The following is a 20,479-nucleotide window of genomic DNA, read 5'->3' as shown; positions in this document are numbered from 1 at the left end:
GTCGGACTGGCCGACTTAGTTATTGAACCGGACGCTAGGCCAGAAGCGCGCATGCGTCAACAGGGAAGGTCGCAAAAATGCGAAAAAAGGCCGCACCCAAGAGGCGCGGCCAGTCTGACAGGGAGGAAGTCACCCGCAACCAGAGGACAATCGGTTTCGGGCATGGATTCAGACTGGCATGAAAGGGTTAATTAAGTATGGTCGGCCCGTAACCTTTTCTGGACAGGGGGTGTAGGGGTGCAGACTTCGATTTTTGTAGGTGGCGGCGGCGTGGATTATGCCGAGCCTCAGGAACTCTTGCTGAAATACGGCAATCGTCATGGTCTTGTCGCTGGGGCCACGGGCACCGGCAAGACGGTTACACTGCAAGTTCTGGCCGAGGGGTTTTCGGACGCCGGCGTGCCGGTCATCCTGTCGGATATCAAGGGCGACGTATCGGGCATGGCGGTGGCGGGTAGCCCCGACCACAAACTGCATGCACCTTTCATGGAACGCGCGCAGAAAATCGGCTTTGACGGATTTCGCTACGATACCTTCCCGGTAATCTTCTGGGATCTCTTCGGCGAGCAAGGGCATCCGGTGCGCACCACGCTGTCCGAAATGGGGCCGCTGTTGTTGTCGCGGCTGATGGGCCTGTCGGACGCGCAAGAAGGCGTGCTCAACATCGCGTTTCGCGTGGCCGATGAAGAGGGGCTGCCACTGCTCGATCTCAAGGACCTGCAAGCGCTGCTGACATGGGTGGGCCAGAACAGTTCAGACCTGTCCTTGCGCTATGGCAATGTCGGGGCATCGTCGGTCGGGGCCATTCAACGTGCGCTTCTGGTGCTGGAAAATCAGGGGGGCGCGCATTTCTTTGGCGAGCCTGCCCTGGCGCTTGAGGATTTGATGCGTGTGACGCCCGAGGGGCGCGGTTATGTCAACATCCTCGCGGCGGATCGGTTGATCAACTCGCCCCGGCTCTATGCGACGTTCCTGCTCTGGCTCTTGAGCGAGCTGTTCGAGACCTTGCCCGAGGTGGGTGATGTCGAGAAACCCAAGCTCGTGTTCTTCTTTGACGAGGCGCATCTCTTGTTCGACGATGCGCCCAAGGCTCTTGTGGACAAGGTCGAGCAGGTGGCGCGGCTGATCCGCTCCAAGGGGGTTGGGGTTTATTTCATCACCCAGAACCCCGATGACGTGCCCGAGGATATTCTGGGTCAGCTTGGCAACCGGTTTCAGCACGCGCTGCGCGCCTTTACCGCGCGGGACCAAAAGGCGCTCAGCCGCGCTGCCGAGACATATCGACCCAATCCGCGCTTTGATACGGTCGAGGCGATCCGCGATGTGGGCGTGGGCGAGGCCGTAACCTCGATGTTGCAGAACAAGGGTGTGCCGGGCGTGGTGGAACGCACGCTCATTCGTCCGCCTGCGACACAGCTTGGCCCTTGCGATGCCGCCACACGGCGCGCGGTGATTGCGGGGTCGCCCGTGGCGGGCAAATACGAGGTGGCGATTGATCGCCAGTCCGCCCATGAAATCCTTGCCGCCCGCGCCGAGGCTGCGGCGAAAGAGGCAGAAGAGGCTGAGGCCAAGATTGCTGCCGCCGCCGCCGCCGAAGAGGCGGAGGCAGAGCGCGCCCGTGAATTCAAGGCGGCTCGGCGGTATAGTGCAGGGACGTCTTCGGGCCAGAGCCGCCGTGCGCGCGAACCCGAAAGTCTCGGGGGGGCGCTTGCCTCGGCGGTGATGAAGGAGTTGACCGGCACCACGGGGCGCCGAATCGTGCGCGGTATATTGGGCGGGCTCTTCAAAGGGCGCTGAGGCGCGCCCGCTCAGGGTCTGGCTGCGCGTTGCAGCATACCGAAGAGGTCGCGGGGATCGTCCGGATCGGCCAGAAGGTCGAGGTCCAAGAAAAGCTCGGTTCCCGCGATATGGTCGCGCACATAGCGCAAGGCCGAAAAGTCCTCGATCGCAAAGCCCACGCTGTCGAAGAGCGTGATCTGATCGTTGCTGGTCCGGCCCTTCGCGGTGCCGTTGATCACCTGCCACATCTCGGTCACGGGGTGATCCGGGGCAAGCTGCTGGATTTCCCCCTCGATCCGGGTCTGTTCGGGATATTCGACGAAGATGCTCGCGCGGTGCAGCACACCGGGGGCCAGTTCCGTCTTGCCCGGACAGTCACCACCGATAGCGTTGATATGCACGCCTGCGCCAACCATGTTGTCGGTCAGGATCGTGGCATATTGCTTGTCCGCCGTGCAGGTGGTGATGATCTGCGCGCCTTCCATGCTCTCTTCTGGGGTGGTGCAGGGGATCACCGCCAGCCCAAGCCCTTGCAGATTGCGGGCGGCCTTGGCGGTGGCGGCTGGATCGATGTCATAGAGGCGCACGGATTTGAGGCCGCAGATTGCCTTCATCGCCAGCGTCTGAAACTCGGACTGCGCGCCATTGCCGATCATCGCCATGGTATCCGCGCCCTTGGGGGCCAGATATTTGGCCACCATTGCCGAGGTGGCCGCAGTGCGCAGCGCCGTGAGCACGGTCATCTCGGACAAGAGCACCGGATAGCCATTCCCCACATTGGCCAAGAGGCCAAAGGCGGTGACGGTTTGCAGCCCCTCACGGGTATTCTTGGGATGGCCGTTCACATATTTGAACCCATAAACCTCGCCATCCGAGGTGGGCATGAGTTCGATCACGCCTTCCTTGGAATGGCTGGCGATGCGGGGGGTCTTGTCGAACAGTTCCCACCGGCGGAAATCGGCCTCGATATAGTCGGCCAGCCCGCGCAACATCGGCTCTATCCCGATGTGATGCACCAGCTTCATCATGTCGTCGACAGAGACAAAAGGCACCAACGCCTTGTGAGAGGGGGCAAGCGTCATATTGGGGTCCTCAGCTATAGGCTTGGGTGGGGCGGTCAAAGACACGGCGGCCAAGCGCCGAGGCCGCGAGATCGACCATCACCTGTGCGGTGCGCCCGCGTTCGTCCAGAAACGGGTTGAGTTCCACGAGATCGAGCGAGGTCATAAGCCCGCTGTCGCAGATCATCTCCATCGTCAGGTGTGCCTCGCGGATTGTCACGCCGCCGGGCACCGTGGTGCCCACGGCGGGGGCAAAGATCGGGTCGATGAAATCGACATCAAGGCTGACATGCAGCGCGCCCCCCGCCGCAGCAACACGGTCGAGAAAGGCCGCGAGCGGGCGGGAAATCCCCTCTTCGTCGATCACCCGCATGTCGTGATAGCGGATGCGGCTGGCCTGAAGCGCCTCGCGTTCCGCCCGGTCCACAGAGCGCAGGCCAAGGATACAGATATTCTCTTCGGGCACCGGATGGGCCACCGGGGGAAAGCCGTGAAACCCGGCGCGCCCCGTGACATAGCCGAGCGGCGTGCCGTGCAGATTGCCCGAGGCTGTGGTCTGCGGCGTGTGAAAATCGCTATGGGCATCAAGCCAGAGCACGAATTGTGGGCGCCCCATGGTGGCGGCATGATTGGCGACGCCCGCGACGGACCCAAGCGAGAGGCTGTGATCACCTCCCAGAAAGATCGGCAGCCCCTCTTGCATGGCCTTCTCTGCGGCCTGCATCAATGTGGCCGTCCAGCCCGCCGTTTCTGCAGGTGCGTGAACATGCGCAGGCAGGGCGGGATCGGCCGCGACTGGAGCAGGGCAGAAATTGCCAAGATCGCGTAAGCTGTGCCCGAGATCTCCAAGCGCCTCTGCCAAGCCGGCAGTGCGATAGGCATCAGGGCCCATCAGACAGCCGCGTCGGTCCTTGCCGCTATCCACCGGGGCACCGATCAGAAGAATGGTTTGTGGGGTCATCGGATGCTCTCACTTTACGCTTCAGAAGCAGGATGCCGCCGAATTGGGTTGATTTGAAGCGGCTATTTTGCGCAAATAGGACAGTAATTGCGCAAATTGGATTAAGGATTTTGCGAAATGGATGATGCCGATCAGAGGTTGATTTCCATGCTGCGGCATGACGCGCGCGCCTCTCTGTCAGATCTGGCGATCGGGCTTGGCATGTCGCGTACCACAGTGCGTGCGCGGATCGAGCGGCTGCGTGCCAGCGGGGCGATTGTTGGCTTTACCGTCGTGCTGCGCGGCGACGCGGCCCGCGATCCGGTGCGGGGCCTCATGATGCTGGGTATCGAAGGGCGCGGTACCGACCGGATCCTGCGTCAGCTCAACGGGCTGAGTGCCGTGCGCGCGACCCACACCACCAATGGCCGGTGGGACGTGATCGTCGAGATTGGCACCGAGACGCTAGAGGAACTCGACAAGGTGCTGGCGCAAATCCGGCGGTTCGAAGGGATCGCCCAGTCCGAGACAAGTCTGCTCCTCAATACCTGGAAGTCGGGGGCTTGACGCAGCTTCAGCGCGCGCGCAAGGCCATCAGCCAGAGTGCGGCCAACCCCAGCGACACGAGCATGTTCCAACTGGCCATTGACAGGCCAAGCATTTCCCAAGGCACCTGATCGCAGCGAACCAAGGGGGCCGCCATGATCTGTTCAAAGAGCGCATCGGCGCTGATCCCGTCCGTACCGGAGGAGGAGCAACTGGTCGGACCTTGCCACCAGCCACGCTCGACCCCGGTGTGATAGCCACCAAGAACCGCGGTGGTCAGGGCCGCCAAGAGACCTGCAAGGCTGAACAGGCGGGGCAGGGCAATGAGGGCTACAGCGCCGAAACCGATTGCGAGCACATGCGGCCATCGTTGCCAGATGCAGAGCTTGCACGGGGCCATGCCGCCCAGGTGCTGAAACCCCAATGCGCCCAGCATGAGGGCTGCGGACCCGCCTGCGGCGAGGAGAATTAGGTGCTTCTGGCTTAGTTTCATCAAAGGAACCTCGTCGCGTAAAAGCCGCCAAAGAGCAGGACCACAAAGGCGATGGTCACGAGGCCAAGACGGCGCTCAATGAAATCGCGCACCGGGGCCCCGAATTTCCACAACAGGGCCGCGACCAGAAAGAAGCGGATGCCGCGTGCGAGAATTGAGCTAGCGATGAATACACCAAGCGGCATCGCGGTCCAGCCGGACATAATGGTGATGACCTTGTAGGGAAAGGGCGTGATGCCGGCTGTCAGCACAGCCCAGAACCCGAAATCGTTGAACCGCCCGCTGAATTCGGCCATCGCGTCGCCCTTGCCGAGGGCTGTGAGGATCGGTTGGCCAATCTCCTGAAAGGCAAAGGCACCGATGGCATAGCCCAAAAGCCCCCCCAGAACCGAGGACACAAGGGCTACGACCGCGATCAACCATGCCCGTGAAGGGCGCGCTAGGATCATTGGAATCATCAACACATCGGGCGGGATTGGAAAGATAGAGCTTTCGATAAAAGACACCGCCGCCAAGGCCCAAAGCGCATGGCGGTGATCGGCCATGCGGATCGTCCAGTCATAAAGCGCGCGGATCATCGGTGTCTCTCGGGTTGCCTGACGCGAGACACCACGCCAATTGGCCGGGGTCAAGGCCCGAGAGATTTCTTGTGCAATTTCCACCAAGAGAGTCCTTTTCGCCACTGGACGCCGGTCGTATGCTTGGCTAGAGAAAGGACAGTGCCCAAGTGGCGGAACGGTAGACGCAGCGGATTCAAAATCCGCCGCCTTTACGGGTGTGTGGGTTCGAATCCCACCTTGGGCACCAACTTCCCGCGCAGTAACGTGCAGTTATTGGCAAAAATGCGCATTTATTGGGGATAACTCAGCCCCCATGCGCCCCCATGCTTGCTATCCGCGTGCATTTTCACGCATTCATTCGCGCATCTTTTCCCCACGTGCGCGATTCTATTCCCCATGGCCTCGATCACAAAGCACGGCAAAGGCTGGCGCGCGCAGATTGCCCGCAAGGGCGTGCGCAAGTCAAAGGTATTCCCGACTCGCCAAGCCGCGAAAGATTGGGCGGCGCATGAGGAATACCAGATCGCCAATAGCCGCAAGATCGCGGCGGCGATGTCATTGGCTGATCTGCTGGACCGATACGCCCGCGAGATTTCCCCGGCCAAGCGCGGGCACCGTTGGGAGGCCATGCGGCTGGCCAAGATGGGGCGCGACCTTGGGCATCATCGGCTTGGCGACCTGGAGCCTAAACACATCGCGGAATGGCGTGACCAGCGGGCGCGCGAGGTAGCGCCGGGATCTGTGAGGCGGGAAATGGGGCTGCTCGGCGCGGTGTTCACGCAGGCGCGCGAGGAATGGGGCCTCATGCGCGACAACCCGATGACAGGGGTGCGCAAGCCGCAAGAGCCTGCGCCGCGTGACAGGCTCCCCACGGCGGCGGAAATCGAGGCTCTGGCCCATGTTGCCGGGGATGATCTTTCAACAGCTACCGGGCGGGCGTTCCATGCTTTTCGGTTCGCGTGCGAGACTGCCATGCGGGCCGGTGAGATATGCGGGCTGACATGGGCCAATGTAGATCTTGAGCGGCGCGTGGCGCACCTGCCTATGACCAAGAACGGCACCGCGCGCGACGTGCCCATGACGGCGGCGGCGGTTGAATTGCTGCGGCCTCTGGTGGGCCGTGATCCGGTGTTCGGGCTATCGAGCGCGCAGCTTGACGCGCTCTTTCGCAAGATCAAGGCCAAGGCGATGATCAAAGGGCTGACGTTTCACGATTCCCGCGCCTATGCTCTGACCGCTCTGGCGCGCAAGGTGGACGTTCTGACGCTCGCCAAGATCAGCGGCCACCGGGATCTGCGCATTCTCAGCAATACCTATTACCGCGAGTCCGCAGAGGACATTGCGCAGCGGTTGGATTAGGCTACTGAACCCAACCAAGCGCGATCAATCCCGCCGCGATTTGGAAGAGACCAAGCAAGCCCGGAACTATGCGAAAGATTATAGAAGACCTAAAGTTTTCAGTGTTCATAATGAAGGCAATAAAGGCTAGGTAAGACCCGGCTACAATTGCAATATATCCGCTCATACCTTCACCCTCTTTGCCTTCCCGGTCATGCCGTTTGTTTTCAGTTCCCCCGAGCGCACCTTGCGCCGGATGGTGTCTTGGCTCACGCCCAAGCGCTTTGCCGCCTCTGCGACCGTCAGCATGTCGCTCGGCGGGGCGATCAACTCACGCAGCGCCCGGACCTCGCTTGCGAGGCTGGCAATGGTGGCGGTCGCTTGCTGTATCTGCGCCTCTATTGTCATGGGTCTCTCCGTTGTGCGGGCGGCGGGCATGGGTCAGTTGTCCTTTGATCTATCCGGGCCGATGCCCATGGCGTCCATGATGCGCATCACTTCGGGGTCAGTCTGGGATCGCGCCCAAGCCTCGCTTTCCTCGCGGCTGGCGTCGAATTCACCGGCTGCGACACGGGCCGCAAACTTAGTCAGGCCAGCCCTGCTGAGCTCGATAAAGAGCGCAGTCGGGCCGCACACATGCACGTCGCCATAGTCGTCAAACTCGCCAGTCTCTGCGCGATCTGCGAGCGCCCGGTATGTGGCTGCGTTGGTGGGTTGAGCCTTGTCAGCGACGGCGCGCAGTTCGGCGGCGAGGCGGTCTTTTGTGGGCAGGGGCATGGGTCAGGTCCTTTCACCGCGTGCAATGCGGTCGCGCTCATAGGTCAGCACGTCAGAAATGCCTGCGGAGTAACACCAGCGGAAGGTTTGCAGCCAAGAACTGCACGGCCCTTGGCTGAGCTTTCGGCACGTGCAGCGACCGTCATAGAGTGCTTCGCAGAGGGCGAGCGCCTCTGCCTTTCTGGGCTTGTAGATTTTGACTTGTCCGCGCGTGGGCATGGGTCAGTCTCCGGGGGTGTGAGTGAGCGTGACCGATGCAATCTCAGTATATCCGAGAATATTTGATATGTGGGCATCCACATACCTCAGCGCCTTTTGCGCCCGCTCCAGATCGGATGCATCAACATGATCTTTGTTTGGGTTGCCGCCGGTCGCTTTGATGGCTGCGTTCAAAATTGGGACCAGATCCATCACCCCGCCTCCCCTGCATCCGCGAGGGCGCGGATCGCAGCGCGAATCGCCGAAATTGGGACGCCGTAGCCGTAGTTTTTCAGGTGTTCTCCAATAATTACAGACGGCTCAAGAAGCACCTCATCACCATGTCCAGTTAATGCCCTTGCCGCCTCTGCCGGTGTCACGGGGGCCGGTTCAAGGGCGAGTTGCGCTTCCAGTTCACGGACATGATCTTTGACGCATCTAAGGTTGTCTTTCATTGCCTCGGTCGCGTCCATCTGAACCATGCAGGCAGCAAGATGATCGCAGAGGTCAAGAATAACTGGTGTCTTCCAGTTGTTCGCCGCTTTACTGGTCATACTATTTTGCACTTTCTGCATTGAGCCTGTCCAAATCTGCTTGAGTGATGCCGTGTGCCGGCCCGTCGATGCGAATGCCACACGCGCTGAAATTTTCTAGGCTAATTGACCGGGCAAGCATTTCAAGTGCTTCGGCGTTTGCCTTGAGCGCATCGGCTATTGACTGCACCGCTCTCGCAGTCTCCTTGTTCAGTCCGGCTTTTGTGTTGAATGTGCAGTTGTCGATATTCGTGGTTTGCTTTGGTATTTCACTGGTCATGGTCTTTGCTCTCCTTGGGCGTGTAGGGGCAGGGCATGGTGCGGATTAGGCGAGCAAGCCTGTCGAATTGGCCCTCGTATAATTCCGCCGCCGCCTCAATCGCCGCGTTCCAGCCCTCTATGCGGCGGTCGGGGATCGTGTCTGCGGTGAGTTGGGCGATTGTGCGTATTGATTTGTGCAATCGAGCGCGGGCTTTCTTGCTGTCACTTTCGCCGAATTCTTCGCCGTTGATAATATCGTCTAAGGCTTTTGTGGTTTCAGTCAGTGCCTCCACCGCCAGCGCCAGCTTGGCCGCAAGCGCGTCACGCTCGGCCTCTGCGGCAAGTTTGGCGTGATACTCTGCTATGTATCGGTCGCTCATATCTGTGGCGCGCCTGTTTGCATCCACAGCTTTCACCTCTGCGGCTTCGGCGCGGGTGAGAAGGGCTTTAATAGCCTTATTGTACAAGTCAATTCCTGTCGGGCTTGCGTTATCAGCAATCCAAGTTCCCAACTGATCCACAGCTTTTCGTGTCGTGTCCATTCCTCTATCCTCTCTGTTATCGGCCAGCGCCGGGTGAGACCGTGAGTGGCGCGGCGCTGGCCTGCCCGCCGTGGGGAGCGGCGGTGTGGGGGTGGGCGGTCATGCGGCAATTCCTATCGGCGTCATGGTCCAGCCAATCACGCCGTTTGCGCGCATCAGCGCCAACTCTGCCTTTTCGCCACATGCTACCAGCACAGACCCATTTCCGGGGGACTCCCCAAGCGTCCCGTCTGGTCGCTCGAACTTGATTTTGCTGTGGACAAAGCAAAGTGCATCAGCCTGCGCGAGCGGCTTGAACCATGGGGCAGACGTGCGGTCCGGCAGGAGCGCAATGCCGTTGCCGTGGGTGATGAACTTCTGCACCCAAGGCATTAGAGCGTTGCGCCCGCCGTATGGCGGGTTCATCCAAACGAAACCATACCAACGCCGCGACAAGCTGCGGTCGATCCGGTGATACCAGTTGTAAGAAAACAAGTGGCGCGGGCCATCTATCGGAGCGGCGACGTCCAAATCAAACCGGCACCCAAGCGCATCCATGATGTAAGCGGGCGTGAACCACTCGTCTGATTTGCCAGAGGCTTCCCACTTGCTCATGCTCTCGCCCTCCCGTGGTTGCTGTGGAATCTATGTTTGGCCTCAGCGGCGATGCGGGCGCACTTCGCTGCGGTTATGCAGTTAAAATGACCCAAGTGACTTCTCTGCCCTGCAACCGTTATGCTCGCGCACCATTTGCGTTGGCTTTTGTGCCAACTTACTCCCATCTGGCCGCTCGAATTGTTGGACGGAATCTGCCTGTTCTGATTGTTCTCACACGATGAAACCGCGCGTAGGTTCTCAATCCTGTTGTCTGCGCGATCCCCGTTTATGTGATCGACCTGCTCGGTGGGCCACTCGCCATGGACAATCGCCCAAACGACGCGATGAGACGCATAGTGCTTTGCGAAAATGTTCCCGCACTTATAGCCTCTATCGTTCGCTGAATTGAGTGCCTCGGTGCCAGCAAATTTGCCGTTCCAAGACCGGCAACTGCGGTAGTTGCGAAAAAACCTTTGCGGCCTTTCGCGCCAGAACAGAAGGCCAGTTTTCGGCTCATAACGCAGTATCTCGCGCAGGATTTCAGGCGTTACCATATCGGTCCCTCTCTGTGGCTGCGGTTGTCCATTGGGTTGCGGCGGCGCGCATCATGCCGGGGTAGGAGCGGCTGCGCAGGCGGGTGCGCTCGAGGCCGGGGGGCATGCGGTGAACGCGGTTCCAGCGTTTCCATTCGTCGCTGCCGCGCTCCGGCTCTGGCAGGCGCTGTGTCTCGGTCAGCGGTGGCAGGCCGCGCAGATACCAGCCTGTCGCCTTGTAGGCCGGTTCGCCGAACCAGAACGGCTGCACGATCTGAGGGCTTGGCAGATCGACCGGCATGCGGTCACGGGCAAGGTCGTTCATTTCCGGGTTCTCTATGGCCACGCGGTCGATCGGAGCGGTCCAGCAAGCGGTGAACACCTCGACGCCGGTTTCGAATTCGTCGCGCAGATCGTCCAGGGTGCGGCCACGGGGCAGGCTCTTGGGCGCGGTCCATTTCCCCGGCCCGCTCATCCAGCGCCGCCCGGATCGGCAGAGGCGGGTGCAGGGCGGGTGCATGCAGGCCAGCAAGTCCCATCCATCGCACAGGATGCCGTCGCGCACGTCGCAGATGATGTGCCGGTTGCTGCCATCCTCTGCCGGTTCCAGATCGCAGGACCACACGTCATGGCCAAGGGCCGAAAAGGCACGGCGGGCAATGCCAGAGGTTTCGCAGGCGATCAGGACTCGCATCATGCGCCCTCCCTCAAATCAGCCGCGCGCAGCAGGTCGGCCCATGCGGCGATGAGCGCGTTCTTGGCGGCGAGTTCGGATTTGGCCACGCCTTCGCGCGACCGGTGGGTTGTCAGGAACAGAGACCAGCGGCAGGGATTGCCGGGGAACACCGCGCCGACGATCATGCGGCCCGAGTGCGCCTCGATACGTGCGCCTGCGTAATCGTGGGGCTGGTGAAAGGTCAGGGGCATGTCGGCACCTCGTTCCATTCCCGGCCATCGAGAGTGCGACCGGCGAGGGTTTTGCCCGTGCGACGGACGGTTGCCCCATCAGGAAATCGGTAGTGATCCCCCGGCCCCTCTACCTCGCTCACAGACACGAACTCACCATTTTGCTTAAAGAAATACGCCACGCCAGCCGCTTGGCACTGGTCGCGCAGGGACCGCGCCCAATCAGGGTGCATCGGTCGCGCCTTGGGGCCGCTCTCACCGCCGACGATCACCCAATGAATTTTCCCGGTTCGGTAATATTCATCCGGGCTATCCGGGTCCATTGGGTCGCAGGCAATGCCGCGCAGCGCGCTAATATCGTGACCGCGTGCATCCGTGACCAGCATGTTGACCGGCCCGAGCAGCGGCTCGGCGCTGACAAACCGGATCGCGGCGGGGGTGGCCAGCAGGTGCGGGATATTCTGATCGGCGGTCTTTTGCGTTCCGGCGCTGGTGCCAAGCCACACATGCGGCCAGCCGTTGCCCCAATCGGCGGGCAGCATCTTCGTCATGTTCTGCGGGCGCTTGGTCAACAGCAGCCAATCAAGGTTCGGGGTCGCGCGGATCAAATCGAATAGATCGACGCGCCAATCCTGCGGCACAGCGTTGTCGGCCCAATCTGCCAAGCTGGCGCAGAACACGCGCTGGCGGCGACCGTGGGCGGCGAAAAAGGCCGCGTGATCGCGGTTCCATTTCAGCGGCTTGTTCCAGTTGCTCGGGCTAGTGCGGCGACGTGGTGCTTTTGGCCCCCAATGCTTGCCGCCTGTGAAGCGCTGATCGCGGTTCTCGGCGTAGCAATTGTCGCACTCGGGCGCGACTTTCTGGCACCCTTCCCACGGATTGAACGTGTGATCCGTCCATTCGATTTTTGATTGCTCGGCCATCCTCAACACCCTCCCCGGCAAGCCGCCTCATACCCCGGCCCGGTATAGGGCGCGGGCGTGGCGGGCAGGGTCATGCCGCCGATCAGGGCACCGGCAACCGCTGCGCCTGCGATCCATGCCCAAACGCGCCATCGTGGGGGCTCTGTCGGTATGAGGCCGCCGTTGCGCAGATCGGCGTAGTATGCGGGCCGGTGTTTCCGTGGCAGGCCCGAGAACTCGTTGGCATCGTCGCGCATGGCGTCTGCCGTGTGGCGGGCTATGTCGACGCTGGTCCATTTGTGCGGGGGGGTCATGCGTGCGCCCTCCCTGCGGTGGGCAGATCGCCGCGCAGAAACATTACGGCGGTTGCCGGGTCTTGGGCGTTGTAGACGGCCTCGGTGATCGTATCGCCCGAGGGGTCTTCGCCGATCAGCTCGGCGATGATCGCGGCCAGCCGGTCGGTCTCGGCCAGCATCGCGTGGGTGCATTGCAGCAGGGCCAAGATGCGGCACTCTGTTTCGCGGTCGGGGATCAGGTTTGGCGTGTTCATGTGCGGACCTCGAACATCACGATAAATTCCTCATTCGGGTGCTTCGCTGCGAGGCGGTCGCGCTCGTCGATGGCGGCCCCTAGGCTTGGGTGCTCAAAAGGCCATTCCGGAGCGCGGATGCGGCCCGTTCCGGAGGTGCGGCGGAACACGAAAAAGCCGCCGCCAATCTTTTCACCGCGCCGCAAAAGGCGTGGGTCCAGCAACACGCCGGGTGCGCCGGGCTTCATGTTTCGCTTTTGGATTGTGGGGGCGCTCCTGCTGCATCTCCGCCATAGGGGCCCATGCCCAGCTCTGCGGCGCGGGCGTGGATGCGGCGGCGGCGGTCTTCGGCGGTTTCGTCGAGCCGTTCGGTGAGCGTGAGGCCCACGCCGGTGTGGTGGCGCACCATGGGCAGGCGGGTGAAATCGTAGGTCTGGCCACGGGCGCGCTTGAGGGTTGCCCAAGCGATGCCGCGCGCGCCGGGGCGGGGGCCGAAAAGGGCCGGATCGGAGACCAGCTTGCGGGCCTCTGCGATTTGGGTGTCGGTCGGGCGGGTCATGGTGGTCTCCTTTCGGGTCAGCGGATATGGCTGGGGGTGTCGAGGGGTTCGCCCATGGCGATGCGCTCGGCGTCCATCATCGAGATGGGTTTGCCGTTGATGGCGAATTGGGTCTGGTAGAGCTGCTCGCCGTCGCCGGTGATGTTGCCCGGTGTGGCGGTGCAGGTGAGGTTGCCGTGATCGGTCATCTGGCCCAGCACGCCCGCCTCGCCGCCATCCTCGCAGAGGCGGGCAATGGCGACCCGGCGCATGGCCCGGATGAAGTGGATCGCGGCGGGATCGGGGAGGGTGTCGGACATGGTCATGCCTCCTGTGGCGCGCGGCGCGCGGCTTGGCTGGATTTGTGTGGAAAAGCGGATAGGGTCAGGTGCGGGCCGCATGTTTGCAGCGTGCGGCCCGCCACATCCCCGAAGAAACGCACCTTCCACGGAGACATTGAGATGACTGACAAGAAACCCGATTTTGATCTCGAGATCAGGCAAGAGGACGCCGTTGTTGCGTCCTTCATGCTCTGGCACGCGCTGTGCGATGCGCTTGTGCTGCTGGGCCGCACGCAGGGCAATAACGGCTGGCGAGAGGCGCTCTATGACGCGACGATGCGCCGGTTTGAAGCCGCTGATCTGATGACTTTCGGGCCAAGTGAACATCAAAAATCAGCCTTATCCCGAGAGGCCAAGGAGGCGCAGAAGGCGGGTTCCAAGCTGATTGATGCGGCGTTTGACCGTATCAAGTTTACCGGCGGGCCGCGCGGGTAGCTGAATCGCATTGGCGTAAAGCCGCCCGTTGCCGTCCGCGTGCAGGTCAAGCCAGGCGTCTTCGCCAAAAGAGATGCGGACAGCTGAGACCGGATCAGAGCGCGCCTCGTCGCAGGCGGCGTTGACCGCCTCGATCTGCTGGCGCAAGGCGTCCGGTTGCGGCTTGTCGTTCGGGGTGTCGGACATGGGATGCTCCATCGGGTTGATGGATGCAATATGCAGTTATGCATATAACGTGTCAATGCAGGAATGCATAAAAATGCATTACCGCATATGCTGCCGCGAATCGCCGTGCTACAGTGCCCCGGTCAGCGATGGGCTGACGGACTCAAAAAGCCCCGCGCGATGGCGGGGCTGAGGCTGAGGCAATGGATGAAAACAAGTGTAATCTTGAGGTTCTGGTCAATCGTCGTGATCTGGCGGCATTGGCCGAACTAGTCTCAGCTGTGGCGAAGAGTCCTGCTGTTCAAGTGGTCCGTGTGAAGTCTCAAAAGAAGTGATCATGCCCGAGAACATTTCTTCGGCTGGCCCGTGTTCCGAGTATTTCTCTCGAAGGTGTTCAAGCGCTTTCTTCAAGCTCGGATAGTCAATTAGATCGAGGTCCATAAGGGCGCGCAACAGCAGCTTGTCAGTGTCTATCTGGCCCAATACCAGCGATTTAAGTTCGTTGATTTGTTTCTGGAGATGGTCAACGGTTTTCTGATGAGGCAAAACCACACGCTCCGACTCCGGGTCTTTGTGGCTCATACCTTGCCCCCTTTCCAGATCACCTTGCCGATGACCTCGATGTCGCCGAGGGCGCGTTCGACGGGCGGGTAGTGATCGCGGTTGTCCGAGATCACGGTGATGTGGTGGCTGCGGCTAGCGCGGCCTATGCGTTTGATCAGCAGGGCATCGCCATTGTCGCGAATGACAAACAGGCCATCATAGCTCAGATCGCGCTTGGTGGTGTCGATCATCACGATGTCATCATCGCAGAGCGTGGGCATCATGCTGTCGCCCTTGACCGAGATCACGGCCAGGTTGCGGGGCTGGGCGCGGGTGATGCGCTGCAAGTAGCCCTCGGGGAAGGACAGGCTTGCGACCTGGTATTCATCGCCGATATGCGCGCCGTTCCCGGCGCTGGCCTCGACATTGTAGATCGGCACCAGATGCGCACCCTGCGGGGCGGGGTCGCCGTTGGGGATTTCCAAAAGTGTTGAGGCGTCACTATCTTTGAATGGTTGGAATGGTATTCCCGTAACTTGGCTAACCTTCTCGATGTTCTGGATTTTCACCTCGTAGGGGTGATCGGGATCGTTGACTGGTCGGGTCAGTGTAGTCGATGAGATACCTGCCTCGCGGGCGATAGCCGTGAGCGTCCTGCCTGAGTGCTGTTTTACATACTCTAGGTATCGGATGGTCCAGTGTTCTTTCATAGCGCCCAACGTATCTGCAGGAAAATGCATGGTCATGCTGCATTTGTGCATTGACTGCATTGGTGCAGAAATGCATATTGCGTGCTTAAAAGCACAAAAGGTCTGCATGCATGGTTCACCCCAATGACATTCCCGAGATGGAGGCGGCGCTGGCAGAGCGTGGTTTTTCTGTTGCAGAGCTTTGCCGTCGGGCAAGCATTGCGGAAACAACATGGGGCCGATGGAAGAGAGGCGAGTTCATGCCCTCTTTTCGTGCTTGGGGTAGCGTGACGAAGGCATATTCTGCGTTGCTTGCGGGCCCTTCCGAAGCAGCAGCCGAACAAGACCGGGGGGCTGCATGACCTATCCCCTCGCATGTCTCGCGCTTTCTTTGATCGCCGGTGCTGGCGCCGGGGCGCTGGTCAGTCTGAGGGTGACGCGCCCTCTGCAGCGGCGGCTTGCTGCGATGCAAGTTGAGATTGCAGGTCTGCTGCCAGAGCCGAGATTTGACCGCACAGGACGGCAAATGCCTCGGCCTCGACTTCTGAATACGGACGATCTTTGTCGCTGTCGGATTGGGCAGGAACTGTGCAGCCCCACGATAGATAAACCGGTCTTTGCGTCGAATCGTCGGGATGGAATGTGATGCTGAAATCGGCCGAAAAGTGTGGGGCGATTGCGGGGCGACCGCCCGAGATGGTGATTGATCCATCCGCTTCTTCCCTGCGTGAGGGAATTTTCGCCGATGATTTTACAAATTGCAGAGCGGCGAAGTGCACGGTTGTTCTGTCTTCGGTTTCCATGGGTGGTGTCCTTTCCGATGTATGGCACCTGTGGTTGGGCGTGTCGGGTCTGATCACCCGGCACGCCGCTGATCTTGTGTCGGATTTCGTGCACTGTCCAGATTTTGTGCTGAATAGCGAAAAGGGAGGTCTGGCATGACCCCCCGTCCCGTCCTTTCCCTTGCTGCTTCAAATCCTGATCGCGGTCCATGTGATCAGGATGGCAGAGGGACGGATGCAATGTCTTACGAAATGTTTTTCCGCCCGCGTCCCGTCGATCTGGCGGGGTTTGCGCGGGCGTTTCCGGATCGGGCGCGGGCGTATTTTCGCGGCACGGGGCTGAGTGCGGCGGAGATCGCCGTGGCCTATGGCGTGACCGAGCGCACGGCCTGCAACTGGCTGGAGGGTGTCACGCGCCCGACCGGCGACAAGGTGGCGGTGATTGCCGTGGTGGACCCCGAGGGGTTCGCGCGGCATCTGGCCCCGGATTTCAGGAGGGCGGCGTGATGGTATCCCCGACACTGGGACGCGAGGTTATGCTGCGGCGGCGTGAGGCGGTGGTTGCCGATGCCTCTGGCATGCTGCGCCAGATCGGCGCGGGTCTGCGTGATGATGCGATCATGGCGCGCTGCTGTGGGGCTGGTGAGGTGCAGACCAAGTTCACGCTGAGCGTGGCGGATGCGCGGGCCTTGGCGGATGAGATTGCCCGGTTGCAGCAGCAGGACGCGGCGGCGTTGACCGCGCCCGAGAATTTGAGCGAGGAGCTGGGCCAGCCATGGGGGCTTGTGTGCTGCATTGCCCTGATGGGGTTGTCCGTTCTGGCCATTCCGGTGGGTCTTTCCATTCTGGGGTTGATGCCATGAGCGCGCTTTTGGCCAAGGTGCGCGCGGGGCAGACCGTGACGCTGATCGACAAGATCGCGGCGGAAACCTCGGTCGAGGAATTGGACGGGATGCGCGCGGCGCTGTCGGCGCGGGGGCAGGTGCTGTGCCCCCAAGAGGCCGAAGCGTTTGCGCGGCGGCGGGCTGAGTTGCTCAAGGGGGTGCGGTGATGCCAGCGAAAAACTACAGCCGGTCAGAGGATATTGTGGCGCTGGAATTGCTCGATCTGGCGGATCGTCAGGGCCTGAGAGGTGCTGAATTGCGCCGGCGCATGGCTGAGATCACGCGGAATAGTTGGAGCAATGGGCGCGTGCAGGGGCTGTTGTCGCGGCTGCGTTTGGAGCCTGAGCCGCGCGCCGGCGCGCGCCCAGAGAACCGCGACGGGGGCATGCCTGCCCGGTGGTGGGCGGCATGACCGTCGAGGCGATTAATATCGCGGGTTTCAAGCCCGCCACGCTGGCGGATCAACCGCAGCCGATGCTGATCTGGGCCGATCTGGCCGATCTGGTGATTGACCGGCGCTATCAGCGCAGCATCACTGCCAAGGGTCGCAGCGCCATCCAGCGCATTGCCAACGGGTTCGACTGGCGCAAATATCAGCCGATCCTTGTGGCCCCGACCGATGGGGGTAAGTTGGCCGTTGTGGATGGTCAGCACCGCGCCCATGCTGCCGCGCTCTGCGGGATTGAAAAGCTGCCCGCCATGACGGTGCCGATGACGCCGACCGAGCAGGCGGCAGGCTTTGCCGCGATCAACCGCGACCGCATTTCAATGGACGCGCCCACGATCTACCGCGCCGAATTGGCGGCAGGCACGCAATGGGCGGTGGATTGCAAGGCGGCGGTCGAGGCCGCTGGCTGCGGTCTTGGCACGTCAAGGCCCGCACAGGCGAGCAAGCGCCCCGGTATGGTCTATGCCGTCAACCTGATCCGCAAGATGGTGCAGAACGGAGAGTCCGACGCCGTGACGGGCGGTCTTCGGGCAATCCGGGAAAGTGAGAGCGGCGATCACATAGAAAGCTATGGCGGGCCTGTTTTGTCGGTCTGGCTGCCCGCTCTGGCGATGAACCAGCGGTTTCTGGTGCTTGATCTGGCCAGCATTTTCGACGGCCTCGACATTCTCACGATGATGGATGAGGCGCGTGTTACCAGCCGCCAGACCGGCACACCAGCCAAGGCCATCGTGCTGGGAAAGGTTGTTGCCGAGCTGACGGAACGAAAGGCGGTGGCATCATGACCGCGCCGCTCGATTTCGGCCCTTTCGACATCATCTGCGCCGATCCAGCGTGGCGGTTTGCCTCGAATTCCGTGGCGCGGCCCGGTCGCAACGCGATGCGGCATTATCCCTGCATGACGGTGCCCGAGATTGCCGCTTTGCCGGTGCGGGATTGGGCCGCGCGGGATGCGCTCTGTTTCATGTGGGTAACGGTCCCGCACCTGGTTGGCGGGCTGGATGTGATGCGCGCTTGGGGCTTTCGCTATGTCTCGCAGATCGTTTGGGTCAAGAGCCGGATCGCGACGGGCTATTGGGCGCGCAACCGGCATGAGCTGGTGCTGATCGGCAAGCGGGGCAAGTTCCCCTGTCCGCGCCCTGCGCCGTTTTCGGATTCCGTGATCGAGGCCCCCACGCGCGAGCACAGCCGCAAGCCCGAGGCGCTGCAAGAAGCGATTGATGCGGCTTGGCCAGAGGCTGCGCGGTTGGAGATGTTCGCGCGGCGCGCGCGTGTCGGCTGGACCGCATGGGGCAATCAGGTGGGCAAGTTCGAGGCTGTGGCATGAGTGATTTGCATAAGCGCCTGATCGAATGTGCCGCGCGCGGCATGAACCAGACAGAGGCGGCAGAGTTCTGTGACTGTGATCGGTCTGTCGTGGTCAAGCTGGTGCGGCAGACGGGCACGAAGTTTGCCACGCACCGGCGCTATGGCCGCAAGGCGCTGGCTGTCGCGGTGCATAAGACCGTGCCGGACGCCGTGGCCTATGAAATGAGCCCAGATCAGGCGGCGCGGATATTGCGGGCCGTGGCGCACCCCAAGTGGTCGCCTGCGCTCGATGCCGACATTCTGGCGCGCAAGGACCGGGGCCATCACTTCACGCGGATCGGGGCGGATATGGGCCTGCCGCGTGTGGCGGTCGAGCAGCGCTGGCACCGCCTGCGGATCGTGGCGCGGGTGAATGAGGCGCTCACCGTCGCGCTGCGGCACCGTCTGAGTTACGCGGCCACCGCAGAGGTGGCGCTATGAGCTTCCCCGGCATTTCCTTTTCCCTTGCCGGGGCAGAGCCGGGGCGCAGCGGTTTCCCTGCGTCGATTACCTCCCTGTTGGACTGCCCCCCGGCCCCCCGGCTGGGGGGGCTTTTCTGGCCGCTTTCTGGCCGCGCGTCGGTTAAGTCCGTCCCTCTGCCCGGTGACGATCGGGCACGGATAGAGATGTCGACGCGCGCCCCGAGCGCGGTAGCGTTCAAGAGAGGGTGGGCGGGGTTTCCGGTGCCTGCAGCGCCCTGCAATGCGGAGAGAACCGGCGCAATCATACCCACGCGAGACGAGGTATGCGCGAAGCGTGGCGGCTGCGAGAGTGCCGCCACGACAAGATACCAAGCGAAAGGATCAGTCGCGAACCTCACGGGAACATCGGACAGAGAGACGCCGCCGGGGGCGATCCGAGTAGGTTTGGCTGTGGACGTTTCACAGTCTGCAACGTCTGAGAGAATGGACGTGACAGCCGGGAGAGACCGGCACCCGCTTTCTGGTGGTGTGTGGCACAGGCTCGAAATTGTCGGTGATGAAGCCCGACAGCCTACATCAAGCACACACCTCCAGAGCGCGGCGGCGTGGAATGCAGACACGCAGGCACCCGACCACATGCCACCCCGTAGGTCGGTGCATGGAACATCACCAGCAGAAGAAAACGGGAGTAGCCGGAGTAGCGCCCGGCCCGCGCTCTACCTGCCCACGGGTGGCCTTATCCCCGTGGGGTTCTGCCTCAGTCACCTTCCCCGGCGTGCGGACCTCCAGCCCCGCGCCGGGGGCTTTTGCGGGGCTTTGACCAACAGGAGAGTTTCAGCATGACCACAGTTACCAATGGCGATGGCGATACGCGGCTGCGGGCCGTGCGACCCGAGGATTACGACAAGATGCCGCTCAGTGAGCTGTTCGCGCCGGTCTCGGCCACGGTGATCCCGGCCAGCAAGCTCTGGACCATTTCCGGCAATCACATGTCGCCCAAGGCGGCGGCCTATTCGACGCGGCGCGCGCATGTCAGCACGCGCAGCAAGGGGAAGGGGCGATGAGCGTCCGGTCGGCAATTCTGGCGGCGGCGACGCAGGCCGTGACAGTCGACCGGGCCGCGACCCATGGCGCGGCGGAGCAGTCATTTGCGCAGATCGCCGCGCTCTGGTCGGTGCGGTTGGGCGTCGAGATTACGCCCGAACAGGTGGCCATCCTCTTGGTCGATCTCAAGACGGTTCGGGCGTGGGGCAATCCCGGCCATTTCGACAATTGGGTCGATATTGCGGGCTATGCGGCCTGCGGTGGTGAGGTGGCGAAGCTGCGGTCGGCAGAGATGCCAAAGGCGAGCCCGCGCACGCGGTTCTAAGGGCAGAGGCAAGGCAACACGCGCGTCAGGCGCGGGACGGGG

35 protein-coding genes and 1 tRNA gene are annotated in these 20,479 nt (G+C 61.9%); 13 read left to right on the top strand and 23 right to left on the bottom strand.

The genetic code is table 11. The annotated features are described in order from the left end of the window. Nucleotides 1-237 precede the first annotated feature (237 nt). Nucleotides 238-1,797, top strand: coding sequence for a helicase HerA-like domain-containing protein (locus AACZ65_RS08145; protein WP_339669733.1), 1,560 nt, complete (start codon nucleotides 238-240; stop codon nucleotides 1,795-1,797). A gap of 11 nt (nucleotides 1,798-1,808) precedes the next feature. Here AACZ65_RS08145 and AACZ65_RS08140 read toward each other — a convergent pair whose 3' ends face one another. Then, a complete protein-coding gene (locus tag AACZ65_RS08140) occupies nucleotides 1,809-2,861 on the bottom strand; it encodes an ornithine cyclodeaminase (RefSeq protein ID WP_339669731.1) in 1,053 nt (350 codons plus the stop codon). Between the two features lie 10 nt (nucleotides 2,862-2,871). Further along, nucleotides 2,872-3,801 carry an arginase gene (rocF, locus tag AACZ65_RS08135; protein ID WP_339669729.1) on the bottom strand — a complete coding sequence of 310 codons (930 nt, stop codon included), beginning with the start codon at nucleotides 3,799-3,801 and terminating at the stop codon, nucleotides 2,872-2,874. Between the two features lie 117 nt (nucleotides 3,802-3,918). Between rocF and AACZ65_RS08130 the strand changes: the two genes are divergently transcribed. Next, nucleotides 3,919-4,347: an Lrp/AsnC family transcriptional regulator gene (locus tag AACZ65_RS08130; protein WP_037269691.1), complete on the top strand. Its 429-nt coding sequence runs from the start codon at nucleotides 3,919-3,921 to the stop codon at nucleotides 4,345-4,347. A 7-nt stretch (nucleotides 4,348-4,354) separates the two neighbouring features. Here the strand turns inward: AACZ65_RS08130 and AACZ65_RS08125 are convergent, their stop codons facing one another. Continuing rightward, on the bottom strand, nucleotides 4,355-4,819 hold the full coding sequence (locus AACZ65_RS08125; protein WP_339669726.1) for a disulfide bond formation protein B: 465 nt from the start codon (nucleotides 4,817-4,819) through the stop codon (nucleotides 4,355-4,357). Beyond that, nucleotides 4,819-5,397, bottom strand: a complete 579-nt coding sequence (locus tag AACZ65_RS08120) for a YqaA family protein (RefSeq protein ID WP_339669898.1) — start codon at nucleotides 5,395-5,397, stop codon at nucleotides 4,819-4,821. Before AACZ65_RS08120 ends, AACZ65_RS08125 begins: the two co-directional genes overlap by 1 nt. A 143-nt stretch (nucleotides 5,398-5,540) precedes the next feature. Between AACZ65_RS08120 and AACZ65_RS08115 the strand changes: the two genes are divergently transcribed. Both AACZ65_RS08115 and AACZ65_RS08110 read left to right on the top strand, forming a co-directional pair. Beyond that, nucleotides 5,541-5,626 (top strand) — tRNA-Leu (locus AACZ65_RS08115). A 149-nt stretch (nucleotides 5,627-5,775) separates the two neighbouring features. Continuing rightward, the gene (locus AACZ65_RS08110) at nucleotides 5,776-6,738 is read left to right on the top strand and encodes a site-specific integrase (RefSeq protein ID WP_339669724.1); all 963 of its coding nucleotides are present in this window, start codon (nucleotides 5,776-5,778) and stop codon (nucleotides 6,736-6,738) included. A gap of 162 nt (nucleotides 6,739-6,900) precedes the next feature. Here the strand turns inward: AACZ65_RS08110 and AACZ65_RS08105 are convergent, their stop codons facing one another. From AACZ65_RS08105 to AACZ65_RS08015, 19 genes are all read right to left on the bottom strand, one after another. Then, nucleotides 6,901-7,125: a helix-turn-helix domain-containing protein gene (locus AACZ65_RS08105; RefSeq protein ID WP_339669722.1), complete on the bottom strand. Its 225-nt coding sequence runs from the start codon at nucleotides 7,123-7,125 to the stop codon at nucleotides 6,901-6,903. A 33-nt stretch (nucleotides 7,126-7,158) separates the two neighbouring features. After that, complete coding sequence (locus AACZ65_RS08100; protein ID WP_339669721.1) at nucleotides 7,159-7,494, bottom strand: hypothetical protein; 336 nt, start codon at nucleotides 7,492-7,494, stop codon at nucleotides 7,159-7,161. Between the two features lie 222 nt (nucleotides 7,495-7,716). Continuing rightward, nucleotides 7,717-7,905: a hypothetical protein gene (locus AACZ65_RS08095; RefSeq protein ID WP_339669719.1), complete on the bottom strand. Its 189-nt coding sequence runs from the start codon at nucleotides 7,903-7,905 to the stop codon at nucleotides 7,717-7,719. Further along, entirely contained in the window at nucleotides 7,905-8,246 is a 342-nt protein-coding gene (locus AACZ65_RS08090) for a hypothetical protein (RefSeq protein WP_339669717.1), read from the bottom strand. Before AACZ65_RS08090 ends, AACZ65_RS08095 begins: the two co-directional genes overlap by 1 nt. 1 nt (nucleotide 8,247) lies before the next feature. Next, complete coding sequence (locus AACZ65_RS08085) at nucleotides 8,248-8,505, bottom strand: hypothetical protein (protein WP_339669715.1); 258 nt, start codon at nucleotides 8,503-8,505, stop codon at nucleotides 8,248-8,250. Beyond that, on the bottom strand, nucleotides 8,495-9,028 hold the full coding sequence (locus tag AACZ65_RS08080; protein ID WP_339669714.1) for a hypothetical protein: 534 nt from the start codon (nucleotides 9,026-9,028) through the stop codon (nucleotides 8,495-8,497). Before AACZ65_RS08080 ends, AACZ65_RS08085 begins: the two co-directional genes overlap by 11 nt. Nucleotides 9,029-9,127: 99 nt before the next feature. Continuing rightward, on the bottom strand, nucleotides 9,128-9,622 hold the full coding sequence (locus AACZ65_RS08075) for a DNA N-6-adenine-methyltransferase (protein ID WP_339669712.1): 495 nt from the start codon (nucleotides 9,620-9,622) through the stop codon (nucleotides 9,128-9,130). A 522-nt stretch (nucleotides 9,623-10,144) separates the two neighbouring features. Beyond that, entirely contained in the window at nucleotides 10,145-10,834 is a 690-nt protein-coding gene (locus AACZ65_RS08070; RefSeq protein WP_339669711.1) for a hypothetical protein, read from the bottom strand. Then, nucleotides 10,831-11,064, bottom strand: coding sequence for a hypothetical protein (locus AACZ65_RS08065; protein ID WP_339669709.1), 234 nt, complete (start codon nucleotides 11,062-11,064; stop codon nucleotides 10,831-10,833). The genes AACZ65_RS08070 and AACZ65_RS08065 overlap by 4 nt, the downstream gene beginning before the upstream one ends. Beyond that, nucleotides 11,055-11,966, bottom strand: coding sequence for a phage Gp37/Gp68 family protein (locus tag AACZ65_RS08060; protein ID WP_339669707.1), 912 nt, complete (start codon nucleotides 11,964-11,966; stop codon nucleotides 11,055-11,057). The genes AACZ65_RS08065 and AACZ65_RS08060 overlap by 10 nt, the downstream gene beginning before the upstream one ends. 2 nt (nucleotides 11,967-11,968) lie before the next feature. Beyond that, nucleotides 11,969-12,259 carry a hypothetical protein gene (locus AACZ65_RS08055; RefSeq protein ID WP_339669705.1) on the bottom strand — a complete coding sequence of 97 codons (291 nt, stop codon included), beginning with the start codon at nucleotides 12,257-12,259 and terminating at the stop codon, nucleotides 11,969-11,971. Then, nucleotides 12,256-12,495: a hypothetical protein gene (locus AACZ65_RS08050; protein ID WP_339669703.1), complete on the bottom strand. Its 240-nt coding sequence runs from the start codon at nucleotides 12,493-12,495 to the stop codon at nucleotides 12,256-12,258. Before AACZ65_RS08050 ends, AACZ65_RS08055 begins: the two co-directional genes overlap by 4 nt. Continuing rightward, nucleotides 12,492-12,722, bottom strand: coding sequence for a hypothetical protein (locus AACZ65_RS08045; RefSeq protein WP_339669702.1), 231 nt, complete (start codon nucleotides 12,720-12,722; stop codon nucleotides 12,492-12,494). The genes AACZ65_RS08050 and AACZ65_RS08045 overlap by 4 nt, the downstream gene beginning before the upstream one ends. Next, the gene (locus tag AACZ65_RS08040) at nucleotides 12,719-13,033 is read right to left on the bottom strand and encodes a hypothetical protein (RefSeq protein WP_339669700.1); all 315 of its coding nucleotides are present in this window, start codon (nucleotides 13,031-13,033) and stop codon (nucleotides 12,719-12,721) included. The genes AACZ65_RS08045 and AACZ65_RS08040 overlap by 4 nt, the downstream gene beginning before the upstream one ends. 17 nt (nucleotides 13,034-13,050) lie before the next feature. Continuing rightward, nucleotides 13,051-13,680: a hypothetical protein gene (locus AACZ65_RS08035; protein WP_339669698.1), complete on the bottom strand. Its 630-nt coding sequence runs from the start codon at nucleotides 13,678-13,680 to the stop codon at nucleotides 13,051-13,053. A 12-nt stretch (nucleotides 13,681-13,692) separates the two neighbouring features. Then, complete coding sequence (locus AACZ65_RS08030) at nucleotides 13,693-13,974, bottom strand: hypothetical protein (protein WP_339669696.1); 282 nt, start codon at nucleotides 13,972-13,974, stop codon at nucleotides 13,693-13,695. 216 nt (nucleotides 13,975-14,190) lie between these two features. Beyond that, nucleotides 14,191-14,535: a hypothetical protein gene (locus tag AACZ65_RS08025; RefSeq protein ID WP_339669694.1), complete on the bottom strand. Its 345-nt coding sequence runs from the start codon at nucleotides 14,533-14,535 to the stop codon at nucleotides 14,191-14,193. Continuing rightward, nucleotides 14,532-15,206: a S24 family peptidase gene (locus AACZ65_RS08020; protein ID WP_339669692.1), complete on the bottom strand. Its 675-nt coding sequence runs from the start codon at nucleotides 15,204-15,206 to the stop codon at nucleotides 14,532-14,534. The genes AACZ65_RS08025 and AACZ65_RS08020 overlap by 4 nt, the downstream gene beginning before the upstream one ends. 401 nt (nucleotides 15,207-15,607) lie before the next feature. After that, complete coding sequence (locus AACZ65_RS08015; protein ID WP_339669690.1) at nucleotides 15,608-15,988, bottom strand: hypothetical protein; 381 nt, start codon at nucleotides 15,986-15,988, stop codon at nucleotides 15,608-15,610. Between the two features lie 219 nt (nucleotides 15,989-16,207). On the opposite strand from AACZ65_RS08015, the gene AACZ65_RS08010 reads away from it, so the two are divergent. The 9 genes from AACZ65_RS08010 (at nucleotide 16,208) to AACZ65_RS07970 (ending at nucleotide 20,437) form a co-directional block, all read left to right on the top strand. Further along, nucleotides 16,208-16,474 (top strand): hypothetical protein, encoded by a 267-nt coding sequence (locus AACZ65_RS08010; protein WP_339669688.1) that lies wholly within the window; start codon nucleotides 16,208-16,210, stop codon nucleotides 16,472-16,474. Continuing rightward, nucleotides 16,474-16,830 carry a hypothetical protein gene (locus AACZ65_RS08005; protein ID WP_339669686.1) on the top strand — a complete coding sequence of 119 codons (357 nt, stop codon included), beginning with the start codon at nucleotides 16,474-16,476 and terminating at the stop codon, nucleotides 16,828-16,830. The genes AACZ65_RS08010 and AACZ65_RS08005 overlap by 1 nt, the downstream gene beginning before the upstream one ends. Continuing rightward, the gene (locus AACZ65_RS08000; RefSeq protein WP_339669685.1) at nucleotides 16,827-17,018 is read left to right on the top strand and encodes a hypothetical protein; all 192 of its coding nucleotides are present in this window, start codon (nucleotides 16,827-16,829) and stop codon (nucleotides 17,016-17,018) included. Before AACZ65_RS08005 ends, AACZ65_RS08000 begins: the two co-directional genes overlap by 4 nt. Beyond that, on the top strand, nucleotides 17,018-17,263 hold the full coding sequence (locus AACZ65_RS07995; protein WP_339669684.1) for a hypothetical protein: 246 nt from the start codon (nucleotides 17,018-17,020) through the stop codon (nucleotides 17,261-17,263). Before AACZ65_RS08000 ends, AACZ65_RS07995 begins: the two co-directional genes overlap by 1 nt. Beyond that, a complete protein-coding gene (locus AACZ65_RS07990; protein WP_339669896.1) occupies nucleotides 17,260-18,084 on the top strand; it encodes a ParB N-terminal domain-containing protein in 825 nt (274 codons plus the stop codon). The genes AACZ65_RS07995 and AACZ65_RS07990 overlap by 4 nt, the downstream gene beginning before the upstream one ends. Further along, nucleotides 18,081-18,626: an MT-A70 family methyltransferase gene (locus tag AACZ65_RS07985; protein WP_339669683.1), complete on the top strand. Its 546-nt coding sequence runs from the start codon at nucleotides 18,081-18,083 to the stop codon at nucleotides 18,624-18,626. The genes AACZ65_RS07990 and AACZ65_RS07985 overlap by 4 nt, the downstream gene beginning before the upstream one ends. After that, a complete protein-coding gene (locus AACZ65_RS07980) occupies nucleotides 18,623-19,087 on the top strand; it encodes a hypothetical protein (RefSeq protein WP_339669681.1) in 465 nt (154 codons plus the stop codon). The genes AACZ65_RS07985 and AACZ65_RS07980 overlap by 4 nt, the downstream gene beginning before the upstream one ends. 820 nt (nucleotides 19,088-19,907) lie before the next feature. Continuing rightward, a complete protein-coding gene (locus AACZ65_RS07975; protein ID WP_339669679.1) occupies nucleotides 19,908-20,132 on the top strand; it encodes a hypothetical protein in 225 nt (74 codons plus the stop codon). After that, nucleotides 20,129-20,437 (top strand): DUF6378 domain-containing protein, encoded by a 309-nt coding sequence (locus AACZ65_RS07970; RefSeq protein ID WP_339669677.1) that lies wholly within the window; start codon nucleotides 20,129-20,131, stop codon nucleotides 20,435-20,437. The genes AACZ65_RS07975 and AACZ65_RS07970 overlap by 4 nt, the downstream gene beginning before the upstream one ends. Nucleotides 20,438-20,479: the final 42 nt, after the last annotated feature.

This window comes from uncultured Roseovarius sp., from assembly GCF_963972555.1.
GTDB lineage: Bacteria > Pseudomonadota > Alphaproteobacteria > Rhodobacterales > Rhodobacteraceae > Roseovarius > Roseovarius mucosus.
Note: the sequence above shows the minus strand (reverse complement) of the source record. Positions and strands in the feature narration are given on the sequence as shown.